This is a genomic window from Sutcliffiella cohnii (genome assembly GCF_002250055.1).
Taxonomy (GTDB): Bacteria; Bacillota; Bacilli; order Bacillales; family Bacillaceae_I; genus Sutcliffiella; species Sutcliffiella cohnii.
The window spans coordinates 3556653-3571200 of sequence record NZ_CP018866.1 but is presented as its reverse complement, the minus strand read 5'-3'; the positions used below and the strand labels follow the sequence as shown (position 1 = coordinate 3571200).

18 protein-coding genes and 1 tRNA gene are annotated in these 14548 nt (G+C 33.8%); 13 read left to right on the top strand and 6 right to left on the bottom strand.

Going from position 1 to position 14548, the window contains the following annotated elements:
- The first annotated feature begins 8 nt into the window (after window positions 1–8).
- The 6 genes from BC6307_RS17915 (at window position 9) to BC6307_RS17890 (ending at window position 5695) form a co-directional block, all read left to right on the top strand.
- A complete protein-coding gene (locus BC6307_RS17915; protein WP_066412465.1) occupies window positions 9–3593 on the top strand; it encodes a phage tail spike protein in 3585 nt (1194 codons plus the stop codon).
- Between the two features lie 22 nt (window positions 3594–3615).
- Window positions 3616–4029, top strand: coding sequence for a DUF1617 family protein (locus BC6307_RS17910; RefSeq protein ID WP_084380206.1), 414 nt, complete (start codon window positions 3616–3618; stop codon window positions 4027–4029).
- The gene (locus BC6307_RS17905; RefSeq protein WP_066412467.1) at window positions 4026–4247 is read left to right on the top strand and encodes a hypothetical protein; all 222 of its coding nucleotides are present in this window, start codon (window positions 4026–4028) and stop codon (window positions 4245–4247) included. The genes BC6307_RS17910 and BC6307_RS17905 overlap by 4 nt, the downstream gene beginning before the upstream one ends.
- A 43-nt stretch (window positions 4248–4290) precedes the next feature.
- Window positions 4291–4473 (top strand): hemolysin XhlA family protein, encoded by a 183-nt coding sequence (locus tag BC6307_RS17900; RefSeq protein WP_066412468.1) that lies wholly within the window; start codon window positions 4291–4293, stop codon window positions 4471–4473.
- A 26-nt stretch (window positions 4474–4499) separates the two neighbouring features.
- Window positions 4500–4742: a phage holin gene (locus BC6307_RS17895; protein WP_066412469.1), complete on the top strand. Its 243-nt coding sequence runs from the start codon at window positions 4500–4502 to the stop codon at window positions 4740–4742.
- A 119-nt stretch (window positions 4743–4861) separates the two neighbouring features.
- Entirely contained in the window at window positions 4862–5695 is an 834-nt protein-coding gene (locus BC6307_RS17890; protein ID WP_066412471.1) for an N-acetylmuramoyl-L-alanine amidase family protein, read from the top strand.
- Window positions 5696–6182: 487 nt separating this feature from the next.
- Here BC6307_RS17890 and BC6307_RS17880 read toward each other — a convergent pair whose 3' ends face one another.
- Complete coding sequence (locus BC6307_RS17880) at window positions 6183–7634, bottom strand: ApeA N-terminal domain 1-containing protein (RefSeq protein ID WP_157076593.1); 1452 nt, start codon at window positions 7632–7634, stop codon at window positions 6183–6185.
- Window positions 7635–7650: 16 nt separating this feature from the next.
- Window positions 7651–7878, bottom strand: coding sequence for a helix-turn-helix transcriptional regulator (locus tag BC6307_RS17875; RefSeq protein ID WP_066412477.1), 228 nt, complete (start codon window positions 7876–7878; stop codon window positions 7651–7653).
- Between the two features lie 173 nt (window positions 7879–8051).
- Here BC6307_RS17875 and BC6307_RS25575 point away from each other — a divergent pair, with 173 nt between their 5' ends.
- The 4 genes from BC6307_RS25575 to BC6307_RS17860 all read left to right on the top strand — a co-directional run bounded on the left by BC6307_RS25575 (window position 8052) and on the right by BC6307_RS17860 (window position 9172).
- Window positions 8052–8186, top strand: coding sequence for a hypothetical protein (locus BC6307_RS25575; RefSeq protein WP_268874256.1), 135 nt, complete (start codon window positions 8052–8054; stop codon window positions 8184–8186).
- The gene (locus BC6307_RS17870) at window positions 8155–8574 is read left to right on the top strand and encodes a hypothetical protein (protein WP_066412478.1); all 420 of its coding nucleotides are present in this window, start codon (window positions 8155–8157) and stop codon (window positions 8572–8574) included. The genes BC6307_RS25575 and BC6307_RS17870 overlap by 32 nt, the downstream gene beginning before the upstream one ends.
- A gap of 68 nt (window positions 8575–8642) precedes the next feature.
- Window positions 8643–8924 (top strand): hypothetical protein, encoded by a 282-nt coding sequence (locus tag BC6307_RS17865; protein ID WP_066412479.1) that lies wholly within the window; start codon window positions 8643–8645, stop codon window positions 8922–8924.
- Complete coding sequence (locus BC6307_RS17860; RefSeq protein WP_066412483.1) at window positions 8924–9172, top strand: hypothetical protein; 249 nt, start codon at window positions 8924–8926, stop codon at window positions 9170–9172. The genes BC6307_RS17865 and BC6307_RS17860 overlap by 1 nt, the downstream gene beginning before the upstream one ends.
- A 326-nt stretch (window positions 9173–9498) precedes the next feature.
- Here the strand turns inward: BC6307_RS17860 and BC6307_RS17855 are convergent, their stop codons facing one another.
- The gene (locus BC6307_RS17855) at window positions 9499–10503 is read right to left on the bottom strand and encodes a DUF3231 family protein (RefSeq protein ID WP_066412485.1); all 1005 of its coding nucleotides are present in this window, start codon (window positions 10501–10503) and stop codon (window positions 9499–9501) included.
- A gap of 740 nt (window positions 10504–11243) precedes the next feature.
- Here BC6307_RS17855 and BC6307_RS17850 point away from each other — a divergent pair.
- Window positions 11244–11492, top strand: a complete 249-nt coding sequence (locus BC6307_RS17850) for a hypothetical protein (RefSeq protein WP_066412487.1) — start codon at window positions 11244–11246, stop codon at window positions 11490–11492.
- 94 nt (window positions 11493–11586) lie between these two features.
- Here BC6307_RS17850 and BC6307_RS17845 read toward each other — a convergent pair.
- Window positions 11587–11659 (bottom strand) — tRNA-Ala (locus BC6307_RS17845).
- Window positions 11660–11744: 85 nt separating this feature from the next.
- The gene (locus tag BC6307_RS17840; protein ID WP_066412489.1) at window positions 11745–12446 is read right to left on the bottom strand and encodes an MgtC/SapB family protein; all 702 of its coding nucleotides are present in this window, start codon (window positions 12444–12446) and stop codon (window positions 11745–11747) included.
- 120 nt (window positions 12447–12566) lie between these two features.
- Between BC6307_RS17840 and BC6307_RS17835 the strand changes: the two genes are divergently transcribed.
- Both BC6307_RS17835 and BC6307_RS17830 read left to right on the top strand, forming a co-directional pair.
- Complete coding sequence (locus BC6307_RS17835) at window positions 12567–13469, top strand: DMT family transporter (protein ID WP_066412491.1); 903 nt, start codon at window positions 12567–12569, stop codon at window positions 13467–13469.
- Window positions 13470–13636: 167 nt separating this feature from the next.
- Window positions 13637–14167 (top strand): hypothetical protein, encoded by a 531-nt coding sequence (locus BC6307_RS17830; protein WP_066412493.1) that lies wholly within the window; start codon window positions 13637–13639, stop codon window positions 14165–14167.
- Between the two features lie 43 nt (window positions 14168–14210).
- On the opposite strand, the gene BC6307_RS17825 is transcribed toward BC6307_RS17830, so the two are convergent.
- Window positions 14211–14393, bottom strand: coding sequence for a hypothetical protein (locus BC6307_RS17825; protein ID WP_066412496.1), 183 nt, complete (start codon window positions 14391–14393; stop codon window positions 14211–14213).
- Between the last annotated feature and the right edge of the window lie 155 nt (window positions 14394–14548).

The window sequence follows — 14548 nt, the reverse complement described above, 5'->3', positions numbered from 1 at the left end:
GTTTTATTATGTCACAAATCCATATTACTGATGGACTATCGGATCGCATACTAGCTTCCATTACTTCTAAACACATACTAAATGATGAACATCGTAAGTCATTAAAAGATACACTTGAAACTTTTGATTTTACTACATTTGCAGACAAGAAATTCTCGGAGCATTTAGGAAAGCATAATCGAGTTGTAATTCCGGATGAAGATGGAACATATCAAGAATTTGTAATTCAAGAAGCTGGAAAATATAGAGGAAGTGACGGTTTTTTAAAAGCTGAAATTTATACTTCTGCTACTTACTTATTACTAAAAAAAGCAGGAGTAATTTCCCCACAAACTTTACCAGCACAAACTGCATCTATGGCAGTGGTTTTTGCATGTTACGGTACGGAATGGCAACCTGGTAACATTTCATTCGCAGGCATCAGAACTATTCATATTGAGTCGCATACAAACCCATACAGTCTATTGAAAAAGATTTCTAGTGAGTTTGGTCTAGAGCTTCGATTTAGAATTGAAGTAGATGGGAACAAAATAATCGGTAGATTTGTTGATTTACTTCCCCGTATTGGAGTATGGCAAGGTAGAGAAGTTGAGTTTGGACGGGATTTACTTAGCATTAGACGGAAGGAAAAGACGGACAAACTCGTAACTGCTCTGTTAGGTATTGGACCGGAACGAGAAGATGGTACTAGATTAGAAGTATTTGTAGAGGATAAAGAAGCCCTTGAAAGATGGGGGAGAAGAGGACAACATCTTGTAGAAACTTATGAACCTCAAACAACCGATGAAAATATGTCACTTGAGCGATTAACCACTTTGACACAGATGGAATTAAAGGAGCGGGTCAATGCTTTGGTGGAGTATGAAGGTGAGATTGCTGACTTAGAACATGTTCCAGGTATGGAAAACAAGAAAATTCGTTTTGGAGACACAATAAAAATTAAAGATACAACGTTTAGTCCGCCTCTTTATCTTGAAGCAAGAATACACACACAAGTCCGTTCAATTGTTGATAAATCTAAAAAGCATGTAGAACTTGGTGATTTTATCGAATTCACTGAGGAGGAAGTCAATGCTATTTGGAAGTCACTTCAAGCACAAATTAAGCAGAAGGTAAGTATGATGGACGTTTTAGAAGTGACGTATACTAAGGAAACGATTGATAGCAAAGACGAGAGTGTTTATCACGATGGTACACACTATGCTGATGTTGTTTCCGATACTGCAAAGACGGAGGCAATTAATGCAGCTGCAGAAGATGCAACACAGAAGGCTAATCAAGCTGAACAAAATGCGAAAAACTATTCAGTTTCTAAAGAAGTGTATGAAGCGAAAGTAAATGAAATAATGACCAATTTGGCTGATAAGGCAAATCTTGATTATGTGGATGGTCAGTTGTTTTTAAAAGCTGATTCTAGTCTTGTTAATGAGATAAATAACACGGTTAATGACCTAGTTAATGTTTCAGATATTCTGCTATTACGAGTATCAGATAATGAATCTGCTCTAACTGAACATGGCGGGCGAATTACATCCATTACGCAAGAAATTGATACCATTGAAGGAAGATTAAGCCTTACCATTGAAGAACTTTCTACTCTTGATGGCACGGTGCAAAATCAACAAATACAAATAAATGCGAATGCAAGTGCTATCGCTTTAAAAGCGAGCCAAGATGAATTAGACACAGTTTCTGGAAATGTTTCTAGTTTGTCGGCAGAGGTAAATGTTATTGCTGGTAAAGTCGAGTTAAAAGCTGAACAGAGCGCTTTAGAAACCTTAGAAGGTGAAGTAACTGCAGTCAGCAATAACCTTACAAGTCTTACGGTTGATGTTAATAGTATCAGTCAAAATGTCAGTAGTTTAAATCAGACTGTGGACGGGCACACAACGGAGATTAGTAGTTTAGAAAGTGCTCGTATTCAACTAGCAAGTGAAATTGAACAACGTGTTTCTAAAATGGACTACGAAGTAGATCAAGAAGGAATAATTAATCGTTTAGACAGTGCTGAATCACGGATTACACAAACAGAAACAGAAATAAATTCGAAAGTTGAACAAACTACTTTTAATGCATTAGAAGGTCGAGTAGAAACCGCAGAAGGTGAAATTTCCACTATGGCTGGTCAATTAATCTTAAAAGCAAGTTCGGAATCTGTAACAGAGTTAGAAACTCGAATGAGAAGTGCAGAAATTGAATTGAATGGCCTAAATGGTGAAATTAGCCTAAAAGTGAATAAGGATGAAGTTATTAGCGCTATAAATCTATCTCCAGAAAGCGTAAAGATCCTTTCAAGGAATATAGATTTGGTAGGAGCAGTTACAGTTCTAAGTGATATCACTAACGATTTAGGATCTATAACGGCAGGTGAAATCAACGGTATAGACATTAACGGTGTCAGAATAAATGGTAGTGAGTTTGTAACAAGTGGGAGTACAATCGGAACACTTCTTTTAAAAGAAGGATACATGATAAGTGAATCCATTGTCGATGGTAACAACCACAGAGAAATGACTGAGATTAACTCTGGTCTTGTGAAAGTGTCTCTTGTTCACGGAGAAAATAGAACATATTCTCATGGTATTACTATTAAGCCTAGTTCGATTAATCTTGACAATCCTCATGGAATAGGAGTATATCTCTATGCTGGATATATGAGTGGAGCGTCCTTTTTGTTTGAAGATGATTATAACTCCACAGTAAGATTCGAGCCAAAGTGGGAAACCGTTCAGGAGCAAATAGTTGGGCCAGATGGAACAAAATATATTTATAAAGATAAAATAACTGGTGCAAATATTTCATCTACTGTTGGTGATATAAATATATTAAACTCTATAAGACTTTCGGGAGCTAGTACATTGTTTATTGGCAGCGGAGGGATAAACTTTGGAACAAGCGGACACATTCACAAAACTACTTGGTTGGATATTAGTGGAGAGTATTTACGTGTTGGTCGATTTGCTAACGTACCATCTGAATGGAGATTAGATATAATGAGAGGGAATAACTCTAATGATGTATCTCATCGATTTAGAGGACAAGGTGATTCGTTTGTAAACAATATTTCAGGTAATTTCGGAGTAGGAACGTCAAGTCCTCAATATAAATTAGATGTAGCTGGGGATGTGAATGTACAAGGGTATTCCGTACGCACAGGTACAGTGGTAAATGATTGGTCAAACATTTTGTATTTACGAACCAACCAACAGGTACGTGTTACAAACATAAATGACACTGGCTATAATTCCATTCGAGCAAGTAGTTTCGTTCCTGATTCTTCTGTTCAATACAAAGACAATATAAAGGTTTTTGATGAGGATGCTTTAGCTATTGTAAAGGACAATCAAGTTTTTACCTATCATTTGAAATCTAATTTAGAACAAGGTATATATGATAAACGAAAAGTGGGCTTTATCTCGGAAATGGTCCATTCAATTATGAGAGATGAAGATGGAGTAGATCCATATAGTATACTATCTATCCTATGGAAAGCTTTTCAACAACAGCAGGATATAATAGAAAATCAAGAAAAACGAATAGATGATTTAGAATTAATGATGGCTTATAGTAGCGACGAAAGTTATGCTGCTTAATACACAAATGGAGGGAAATAATATGCAAGTGAAAATTGAAAACGGAAAGTTATTGCAGGCGATGAGCCTGCTTTTTAATTTGCCTTTAAAAGGAAAGCAATCTCGTCATAGAACGAAACTGATTAAGTTATTGGAAGCTCGTTCAAAAGAAGTGGAAGAGCAACGAATTGAGTTGGCTAAAGAGCATTCAAACAAAGATGAAGATGGAAATCCAAAGTCCTCTGATGGAAAATACGACATTAAGAACATGGAGGCATTTAAAAAAGACCTTCAAGAGTTATATGAAGAGGAGCTTGTCATTGAAGGCGGTGATAATCATGGCATGTTGAAGACCGTTAAACAAATACTATTTAATTGCGAGCAAGAATTTAAAGGTATTGATGCAACGATATACGACTATTTATGTGACCAATTCGAAGGAGTGGAAGATAAATGATTAAATTTAAAATAGTTTCTGTTAACACTACACTTTCAGAAACTGATGAGGTTTCGTCTGTAAGAGTGCATTATAATGGTTCGGACGAAACTAGATCAATAAATATAAGTGGAAATATGGTGCTTTCTCCTGAAGAGTACGTTGGAAATGATGCAATTCCGAGCTTAAAAAGCATAATAAAAAACAAAGTTATTGAACAACTACAAAGTACGAAATAATAGCTCACAGATGAACTGTGGGCATTCTTTTATGGGGTGAATTATGGACAAACAAGTAGAGGAACGGGTTAGAAATTTAGAGGTGCGTATGGCCACACAGGAGCAACGAATGGACACGGTAGCTACAGATGTAAAAGAAATAAAGAATACCCTTACATGGTTAAATAGACTAGTTTTAGGTGCATTGATTTTGCAGTTAGTTAGTTTTGTTATTGATAAGGCATAAAAATTAGAAAAGGTAGGTAGAAAAATATGCGAAAAGATGTAATTACATTGTTAGGCGGTTTTTTAACAGCTTTATTAATGTTTCTTGGTACAGTAGGTATTACTTTTGATTGGTTTAATGAAGAGAGTATTAATGCTTTTGTACTCTTGGTATCTTCTTTGGTTGCATTGGTTGTTAATGTATATGCAGTTTGGAAAAACACATATACTTCGAAAAATGCACAATTGCAAAAGAAAGCATTACAAGCACAAGGACTAATTAAAAAATAAGAGCTGCCATTCGTGGTGGCTTTTTTCTATTAGGAGGTGAGTGGAATGTAGACTTTTTAAGGACAACCATACAAGCAGTTATTTATTAGTTTCATAAAAATAATATGAGGTGATGAAAAATGGTAAAAATCTTTATTGATCCAGGTCATGGTGGGACAGATCCAGGTGCTGTAGGAAATGGACTACAGGAGAAAAATTTAAATCTGCAAATTTCTACTAGAATCCGAGACATTCTAAACGCTGAATACACTGGTCATCAAATCCGAATGAGCCGTACAGGAGACACTACAGTAACACTTGCACAACGTACAAATGATGCGAACGCATGGGGAGCAAATTTCTTTTTGTCCATCCACATTAACGCTGGCGGAGGAACTGGGTATGAGGATTTTATCTATCCGGGCTCAGGTGCACCGACAACAACTTATCAAAACATTATTCATGATGAGATTAATAGGGTAGTAGATTTTTATAATCGAGGGAAGAAACAGGCTAATTTCCATGTTCTGCGTGAGTCTAGAATGCCTGCACTTTTAACAGAGAATGGATTTATTGACAATGTGAATGACGCAAATAAGTTGAAACAAGCATCCTTTATTGAAAGTATTGCTCGTGGTCATGTGAATGGACTTGTCAGAGCTTTTAATTTGCAACGAAGTGGAGGAACAGGAACATACATTGTAAAAGCTGGAGACACGCTTTGGAGTATTGCTCAAGCTCATAATTTGACTGTGGATGAGCTTAAAGCTCTAAACGGATTAACGAGTGACATTATTTATCCAGGACAAGTATTAATTGTAAATGGACAGGCACCTATTTACCATACTGTTGTAGCTGGTGATACATTATGGGGGTTAGCACAACGATATAACACGACTGTAAATGCGATTAAGTCCCTTAATGGATTGACAAGCGATACTATTGTAGTAGGTCAAGTGCTAAGAGTGAAATAATAAAATAAAACATCTTTCTAAGAAGGAATTTTAATAACTATCTAGAATAATATTTTTTGAAATTTCTAGAAAGGTGTTGAATTTTTATGGAGATTCATTGTGGTGAGTGTACAGTAGAATTAAAACATGAAGACTTGGTGATCATGAACCAGGCGCACACATTAACACATTCTCATTGTTACAAACAACATGGAAGCTACATTAAAGATACAGGCACCTATGAGCATATCAAAAATAAGTATTGGTTTTATAAAAAAGGCGTTGAACAAGCGAAGAAGAGACGAAAACAAAAATGAATGACAATGACAAAGACCAGGGCAAATTAAGCTCTGGTCCTTTTTTTACGTTTCTAAATAGTGATTGTTGAATTATTTGAATCATTGGTTTTTCTTCATCAAGGGAATTACTGGGTATGAAACTACTCAACCAATTTACGAACTACTACATAATGTGTACAAATGTGTTCCACTCTAGCTACCTAATAATTTTAAAAAAATTTTATGTTGTTCTTTTCATAATATCCAATAAGTTCATTTCGTAAGTGAATATCTTTAACTTTTTTCCAGATAAAATCTAAAACGAGATCCTCATCAATTTCTAACTCCATTAACAAGTAATATTCCATCATAGATTTCAATAATGCAATTAATTGATAAAGCTCTTCACCTTTTAATGCTTTTGTTATTAGCCTCTCATCGAAATGGGTATTATAGTTTCTAGTGTTTTTTATATCTCTAATTAATTCTAACTTTGATTTACCATGAAGTATAAATAGGTTTTGATATCTTGCAGCATAATATGGAGATTCAGACTTACTTTTAGGTGTCAACAATTCATCTAAACGGTCATGCAAGTTTGGTTCGTTAGAAAATGCTAACCTACTTTTTAACCAATCTTTATGTTCTGGAGGAACGTTAGATAATATATTTTCAATCTTTGTTTTGTGCTCATCATAAGGTAATACTTTGTTTTCTTTTGTTAGTCGATGATATGCTTCGAGAGCTTGAACCAGATTAAGAAAATGTCGTTCATTAGATGTTTTGTGGTATTTGGTTGAAAAATACAAGTCAATTACAGGCTTTAATTTTTCATTTTTTTGAAACCAATTCGACATACAGATATTAAAATTATCTTTTATTTGGTCTAAACTTATAAATTCGTCAAATTTTGTTAATTCACTAATTTTTTCTTTTTTCTCGAACTCTATTACTTGACCGTAAATTTGTATAGGGTAGTCTAAACCTCTTTCTTCAGTAAAATATGGTACCGCAGAAATATATTTTATATAAGTCCTTAAATTGGTACACAAAGAAATAAAGTCTCTAAATTGATAGATTAGACTATGTGCTCTTTCCAAACTAGTTGGATTTTTGAATTTCATAGTTATTTTGGTGAAAGTTTCAATATTAAAAGTGGTTGTTATTTTATTTTCATTGTCAGGAATAGTAACATAACTTATTGATAACTGAAATTCATCATTATTATGTATAAAATCTTCTAATTTTTTTGTCCTAATAACATACCCATCTGAATCATTGGTCTCTACTTCTACTATCGATTGTTGGAATGCCCACTTATTAAAATTTGTTAAATGAAAATTAACCGATTTTAATTTAATTTCTTCATCACTAGTAAATACTTTACCTTCTAGGATATAACTGCAATGTACTTTAAAAATATATTTGGATTTATAATCATGCGCGTATGAGATGGATGTTCCTCCCCTAATACTACAATCATATAATGTAAATTCTTTGCCTTTATGTGTTTTTCCATAAACAACATCTGTATAATGTGGCAATGAAATATTTACGTCACTATAAAGCTCAAGGTAAAATTGATTAGATTCATAACTTAGATGTAATATTCCTTTTAGTTCGAAATCAGATTTACCAATTTTCCACATTCCGAATTCTAATTCGTTTTTTTGCTTTTCCATATGAACAACTCCAATTTTAATGATCATTTTTTTTCCAAATTTCTTCAATCCTCATTTCTAATTCACTTGCAATGGTATATGCCACATCAAAACTCGGTAAACTCTTTTCATTAACAATCGAATACAAAGTGGTTCTACTGATACCGACTTTTTTAGCAAAGGTTTCTAATTTGAAATTAGGATCCTTTAGCTTCATTTCTGCAAATAGTACTCGTAATCTACATTCATAACCTTTAACAGGCATGTGAACACCTCCACCTATTATTTCTATTCTCTACACAAAACGTATTTCCTCTAACATAAAAGTTAAAGATTATATAAAAACGTTTAGAAAGATGAACATAAATAAATTGAGATGAACATATCATTTATCAGAGACGTTCACAGGATGTCAATTTAAGACTTGGAGGGGATTTTATGACTAAAGAGTTGGCTATTCAATTATTAGTTCGTAAAGACGTCTATTTGACGTCAGAAGGAAAGTTAATGTTGGAAGTTATCGCGAAAGGAGGGATGTCTCATGGTGTACAGACCGACAGTAAGGTATCATGAATATTTTCGTAAGTATGTAGATGATTTATTTTCATTGACGTCTTTGGATCGCTCTCAAATTATTCGAGCTGCACTTTTTACTGCTGCCTATTCTAATGATTTTAAAAATCTGATGAAACAATACTTAAAAAATGAAGAAGCAGTTATACCATTTCCAAGTTGGAAAAGGACTGAAAAGAAGTACTGGTTAGAAATGAATCCGGAGACGTATGGAGAAATTTCTACTGCGGATGTAGAAAAGGTACTGGAACAAGAAAAGGCTGTTGCAAGGATTCAAAAAACAGCAGAAGGAGGGAGGGACGTCCCTACTCCAGCCGTTGATACTAAAGGAACCTCTAAAAAGATTGAAGTGAAAAATAAGGGCGGTATCGTCCTCTCTCTTGGATAATTTACTGTTACATTGTTACACGGTTGACATTGTCAATTGACAACATATTTTGAAAAGGAGAGGGTAACGTGATAGAAGGGAAAGGGCTAGGTAATAAAAAAATAAACAGAGTAAACATCTCGCTAACAAACAAGTATAATGGCAAATTAAACAAACTTGCGACGTCTTGCGGCTTAAAACCAACTACCTTAGCTTGTTTATTAGTGGAGCGGTTTCTCGATAACCCAGCACTTGTGGAGGAACTGCAAAATGAATATGGAGTACATTTAGCATATAGAGTTATTCCTGTTAAGCACTTTAATAGTAAGGACGTCTCGTACATTTTAAATGGGGAAAGGGATGTTTTTTAATGCACTGGGTGAGTTTTATTACTGGTGTGGTTGTTACCTTATTTGGGTACTCCCTGTTTACAGCTGACAAAAATGAAGATGAAGAAGACGAACTATTAGATGAAGACGTCCTAGTTCATGATTTCCAATCAAGGTACGTAACGCTATCATGTCAGTCTTGTAGGAAGTTAAAACGACATAGAGAAATCGAGCCTAATTTATTTGAATGTACGAAATGCAGACGTCAAACTGACGTAAGGGTATCATAATTTATTTGGACGAAAGGAAAACGACTGTCCACCTTTTTATCCCCCCAACCTCCCCCAAATAAATCGTAAAGCATGGGTAATTTTACAAAGAACACAAAAACGAAAAAACCCTAGAAACGTTGATATAACGTGGTTTCTAGGGTTTTTGTTTTGGTTCTTTACAAAGCGATTCTCTTAACGTACGTAGTAGTTATTAGTGACTTTCACTAAGTACCTTTAAAATATTTTTCGTTTAAATACTGACCAAATCCCGGAAGTTCAATGCTCCACATTAGTTTTTCAAATGCATTCTTATTCACTTATAATTACCCTAGAAATAGAGCTTATTATATTTCTTTTGCAATTTCTTTTCTATTAGGTGCAAGTGGAGGCTGCTCTAACCATTTATTTTGCACCATAATATTAAACCACTTTTTAGTAAGCATAAGATTTTGTAGAATGGTGCTTTCATAAGTGGCTACAAGGTCTGTTCGCATTGCGGATGCTAAACCCGCCCCGTGATATGCTTGTGCAGCTTGGAATAAGAAACCAGTATGATACAACATTAGCTTATCAGAAAAAGGGGAGTCTGTTGAAGTTGTAACCTCAGTCTCCCACGACTTAGGAACTGGTAAATTATCCGTTTGCAAAATTTTTGAAAAACTTTTTATTTGTTGGTCAGCCACTTTTTCAGAATGCCCTAAAAATTTTCTTACTTCTTTTGTTTGTGCGACTTGACTGAATGCGATTGAAAGGGTTTTTGCCATAATACTTTTTTTAAGGTTAAAAGAAATGCTTATGATTTCTGTCGCTGCTAACATCCTCCCCTTTCCGAAAAATCCATCTATGAAATCTTGGCTGGAAACATATTCAGGGTTATTAGCTGAATAAAATAAAGGGTCTCTCTGGAAACTTCCTTTTTCAAGCAATAAATCAATGGTTTGATGATACATCCTTTTTCCATCATTATCACAGGAGTCGTAAAAATACCGTAAGTCCTCTCTTACAGAGACGCCCAATGAAGTTGAGTGTCCTAGCAAACCATGTAACGTCATGATATGTAAATAATTTAGGCAAAATATATCCGTGAATAACCTCTGTTTACCTTTAAAGAGGTCGGATTCAGTAAATCCGATTGGAACTGGAAAACCCTCATTTTTTATAAAAGTAACGATTTGTTGTTTTTGCTTTTCGAATGTCTTGATAGCATCCTCAAAAACAGCTTTAATTTGCTCATCCTCAATAATAGAGACCATGTATCTATTTACAATATCAACTGCAGTCCCATTTACATACTCTCCCCACAAACTTCCTATTTCGGAAGATGTGAGTTTTAATTTATTCTCATCCACATTATCACCTCAATACGCTTTTTAGTAAATTGGGTAAGGAATATGCATCTAATCTTTATTTTTCCTTCTATTTGAATCGTAAATATATTTCATCATCTGCATGGTTTTCAATCCTAGAATTGTTATGATTATGGTATAAGTTGTCAAAATAATCGCAGTTTACCCTAAATATGTAATGCTTCCTGAGTTTTTTGCTATTTTCAAAATAATCACTTCCTAAAACTTAATATATGTAAGTTAATGTACCCATTATCCTAAAATAAATGTATTGTTTCCCTATGAGACGAATCAATAAAAAAGGCAAGCACATTTCTATGCTCACCTTTTTCACAACAACAATGTGAATTAGACGACACTTGCGGAATGCTCAGTGCTTAAATCAAAGATGGCATTCTTAACAAAGATGTTAATCTGGAAGTAGTACTACTAATTAAGAATGCTACTCTAATACCCATAATAATTATGATTGAGAACAAGCTAAAGAGAAAATTCAAAGTATATCCCTCCACATTGAAGTTTAGTGTCAAATGATAACACTAATGTTAGTGTTAATTTGTGAAATAAATTTATTCAGTGGAATACCTAATATAAAATAATATTAGATGAATAAAAATAAAAAAGAGAAACAGCTTATTGAAACTAAGGGTGTTTTAGTTTAATTAGAATGCTAGATCTAATATCAGGGGGGGGCTGGTTAATGTTTAAGAGTGATTACGAGGAACCCTTTATTGGAATAGGAATTGAAGCCTATTGATGTGGAAACAGCTTTAAATATTCCAAACACAAAAGATACTAGACAGGCTATATGTATTTTGATTTTTGGAGGAGAAAGTAAACCTGCTTTTATGGTCGAAATGCTAAAACCCTCCTATATAAGATATAAACCATACAATAACTCATTTTTAACGCAAGGGCACTCTAGACTTTACGGAAGACATTGGGAAGAAGTTGAAAAATTACTTAAGGGAGCAAAAAAACTAAAAAAATAGTCATTCGTCAACAATTCGTCAACAAATGTAGATTTTACTAAGAATGCAAAGGAGTAAAAAAAGAAAAAACCTTGATATATCAAGGTTTTAGGTATGGAGCATAGCGGGATCGAACCGCTGACCTTTTGGCTGCCAGCCAAACGCTCTCCCAGCTGAGCTAATGCCCCGAAATTAAGTATAAACTTATTTTAGTTATTACTTAAAAATCTGTCAATTACTAAAAACAAAAAATCTACAGTACAATACTGCAGATTATCCCATATTCTCGACTTCGACTTGGTATACATCTTGAAGAGACTTCATTGCATAAAAAACATCGGTTGTGTACATTTTTCTATTTGTCATAACGATACAGCTTATCACAATGTCGTTTGATTCTTCCTTTACTTTTACCCTCTTAACGCCAAAACCTTTTCTTTTAATTTCTTTTATTAGGTCTGTTAAATTGGCATCGCGCTCTGTATATAGCTTTACTTTTATTTCTATTTCCTTCAATCTTTTAGGTCCGATCCAACTAATAATGTCGGGTAAAATTTTTACTCCTAAAATAATAAAAAGTACCCCTAATGTTGCCTCTGCATAAAATCCAACTCCGATCGTAATACCAATTCCAGCAGATGCAAGTACAATAGAAGCAGTTGTTAATCCGGAAATGACATCATTATTCCTTCTTAAAATAACTCCAGCCCCTAAAAAACCGATTCCACTAATTATGTAAGAAGGGATACGTCCTGGATCCATTGGACGAGAATATTCTTTTGAAAATAAAAACGCTGACTCATAGGATACAATCGTTAATAGACAGGCTATTACTGATACAATTAAACAAGTTTTTAACCCTAGAGGTTTTCCTTTCAACTCTCTTTCTAAACCGATTATGAAACCAGCAAGAGCAGCTAATGATAATTTTAATAGTACGTTATTTTGGATGGCTTGTTGAAAAAGTTCGAGCATCTTCTCACCCTCTCTCTACTCTTCTTTAATGTTGAAAAAAATAATGTTAGAAAATTATAACAAATTAATGTAAAATGATAAAGGTATTTATACTACATTACCTATAAGGAGATAGACATCATGAGTAAATGGTTTAATCCATATGTAGCCTTAGCGATTGGAGTTGTTTCCGTATCACTTTCTGCTATTTTCGTAAAATTTGCTGAAGCTCCAGCGGGTATAATTGCCTTTTATCGTTTATTATTCTCTGTTCTAATTTTATTACCAGTATTCTTATATAAATATGTAGGAGAATTAAAAGGTATTACGAAAAAAGATTGGTTCTTCTCTACCGTTGCAGGGGTTTTCCTTGCGTTTCATTTTATTCTATGGTTTGAGTCATTAAATTACACGAGTGTTGCTAGTTCAACCGTATTAGTTACTCTTCAACCCTTGTTTGCATTTGTCGGGACATATGTTTTCTTTAAAGAAAAAATTACAATTAAAGCGGTATTCTGTGGTGCAATAGCCATATTCGGTAGTTTTATTATTAGTTGGGGAGATTTCCGAATAAGTGGTATGGCACTGTATGGAGATATTTTGGCTCTTATTGCTTGTGCTTTAGTAACAGCCTACCTATTGTTTGGACAGGAAGTTCGCAAAAGATTATCCCTAATCACCTATACTTTTATTGTATACGGAATAAGCACTATTACCCTTTTCATATATGTTGTTGCAATGAACTATCCATTAACAGGATATGCAAATAGTGATTGGTTATGGTTTTTCCTATTAGCAGTTGTATCGACTCTATTAGGTCATTCCCTATTTAATTGGTCAATAAAATGGATAAGTACGAACGTTATCTCAATGAGTATATTGTTTGAACCCGTTGGGGCAAGTGTACTCGCTTTCTACCTTTTAAATGAATCTATTACGTTAACTCAGTTTATTGGAGGAAGTATTGTAATTTTAAGTATTGCAGTATACTTAAGAGATAATCGGAAAATAAAACAACGGACCAAACATTTAAAAGTAGGATAAAACAGAAGGACTCTTATGAAAGAGTTCTTTTTTATTGTAAAAATTTAATAGGATAATTTCTATATACTACGTCTTACTAATGTTGCATTAAAACTAAAGTGGATAAATAAAAAACGATGGGCAAATAATAATTTTTGTGTAAACCTATTAGAAAGGATATGAGGGTAATGAAGTTAAAAGCTTTTCTCTTTCTGACGGTATTATGTTTATTAGTAGCCTGTGGTAACGATGAAGAAAAGAAGAAGAAGGAAAAAGAAGAAGCTACACCTAAAACAGAAGAAACACAACGTCAAACTGGTAATTATACTACGTTAGAGGAACTAGAAAACATGGACATCAGTTCAGAGAATTTTAATTGGGATGATATTTACATATCAAGAGAAACTTTTAATGAAATATTAAAAGGTTTAACTGAACCAGATGCTGAAGAAGAGGTACTAATTGATCGGGCTGAATATATTGAACCAAATACAATTGAAATTGTAATTAATAATAAAGAGGGAGAATCATTAGAGAATACATTTCAAGCAGTTTTTTTAGATACGTTTATCCGACAGTTTTACAAGCATTCAGAACTATATAAGGAAGAAGAACCTCGAATTCGAATAGTGGATCTTGATGAGGTTGTAGTAGCTGAAAATACAGAACCTATTAACTTCGATGAAGAAGAAAATGCAAACACTGAAGAGGGTAACTAACAAAAAAAGGCTGTCCTTATGTACGGACAGCCTCAATATATATTTACACTAGCTTATTTGCGAAAATAGCAAAAATCATTGCTAAAGTAAAGCTAAAAATAACTCCTTCTCCTCTTACTTTCCCCTTTTTTTCAAATAATTTTATTCCCTCAAAATATGCGTATAAGAATAATCCAACAGAAGACATTAAGGCTACAATCATTGCTACATTTTTTACTAGATCCATTTTGGAACCTCCTATTAAATTTGTTATGCATAGTAGAGCATATGATAGAGGAATAAAAATAATTCTAGTAATTATTAAAAAAATATAGATTAAAGTTAAACGTTCTATTAACATAGGGATATTAAAACTAGTCCTTTGTAGTTCTACTAAATATA

What these genes read in the sequence shown, in the direction of transcription:
- BC6307_RS17915 (WP_066412465.1), top strand. Translation starts at nt 9, where the DNA reads ATGTCACAAATCCATATTACTGATGGACTATCGGATCGCATACTAGCT.
- BC6307_RS17910 (WP_084380206.1), top strand. Translation starts at nt 3,616, where the DNA reads ATGCAAGTGAAAATTGAAAACGGAAAGTTATTGCAGGCGATGAGCCTG.
- BC6307_RS17905 (WP_066412467.1), top strand. Translation starts at nt 4,026, where the DNA reads ATGATTAAATTTAAAATAGTTTCTGTTAACACTACACTTTCAGAAACT.
- BC6307_RS17900 (WP_066412468.1), top strand. Translation starts at nt 4,291, where the DNA reads ATGGACAAACAAGTAGAGGAACGGGTTAGAAATTTAGAGGTGCGTATG.
- BC6307_RS17895 (WP_066412469.1), top strand. Translation starts at nt 4,500, where the DNA reads ATGCGAAAAGATGTAATTACATTGTTAGGCGGTTTTTTAACAGCTTTA.
- BC6307_RS17890 (WP_066412471.1), top strand. Translation starts at nt 4,862, where the DNA reads ATGGTAAAAATCTTTATTGATCCAGGTCATGGTGGGACAGATCCAGGT.
- BC6307_RS17880 (WP_157076593.1), bottom strand. Translation starts at nt 7,634, where the DNA reads ATGGAAAAGCAAAAAAACGAATTAGAATTCGGAATGTGGAAAATTGGT.
- BC6307_RS17875 (WP_066412477.1), bottom strand. Translation starts at nt 7,878, where the DNA reads ATGCCTGTTAAAGGTTATGAATGTAGATTACGAGTACTATTTGCAGAA.
- BC6307_RS25575 (WP_268874256.1), top strand. Translation starts at nt 8,052, where the DNA reads ATGACTAAAGAGTTGGCTATTCAATTATTAGTTCGTAAAGACGTCTAT.
- BC6307_RS17870 (WP_066412478.1), top strand. Translation starts at nt 8,155, where the DNA reads ATGGTGTACAGACCGACAGTAAGGTATCATGAATATTTTCGTAAGTAT.
- BC6307_RS17860 (WP_066412483.1), top strand. Translation starts at nt 8,924, where the DNA reads ATGCACTGGGTGAGTTTTATTACTGGTGTGGTTGTTACCTTATTTGGG.
- BC6307_RS17840 (WP_066412489.1), bottom strand. Translation starts at nt 12,446, where the DNA reads ATGCTCGAACTTTTTCAACAAGCCATCCAAAATAACGTACTATTAAAA.
- BC6307_RS17835 (WP_066412491.1), top strand. Translation starts at nt 12,567, where the DNA reads ATGAGTAAATGGTTTAATCCATATGTAGCCTTAGCGATTGGAGTTGTT.
- BC6307_RS17830 (WP_066412493.1), top strand. Translation starts at nt 13,637, where the DNA reads ATGAAGTTAAAAGCTTTTCTCTTTCTGACGGTATTATGTTTATTAGTA.
- BC6307_RS17825 (WP_066412496.1), bottom strand. Translation starts at nt 14,393, where the DNA reads ATGGATCTAGTAAAAAATGTAGCAATGATTGTAGCCTTAATGTCTTCT.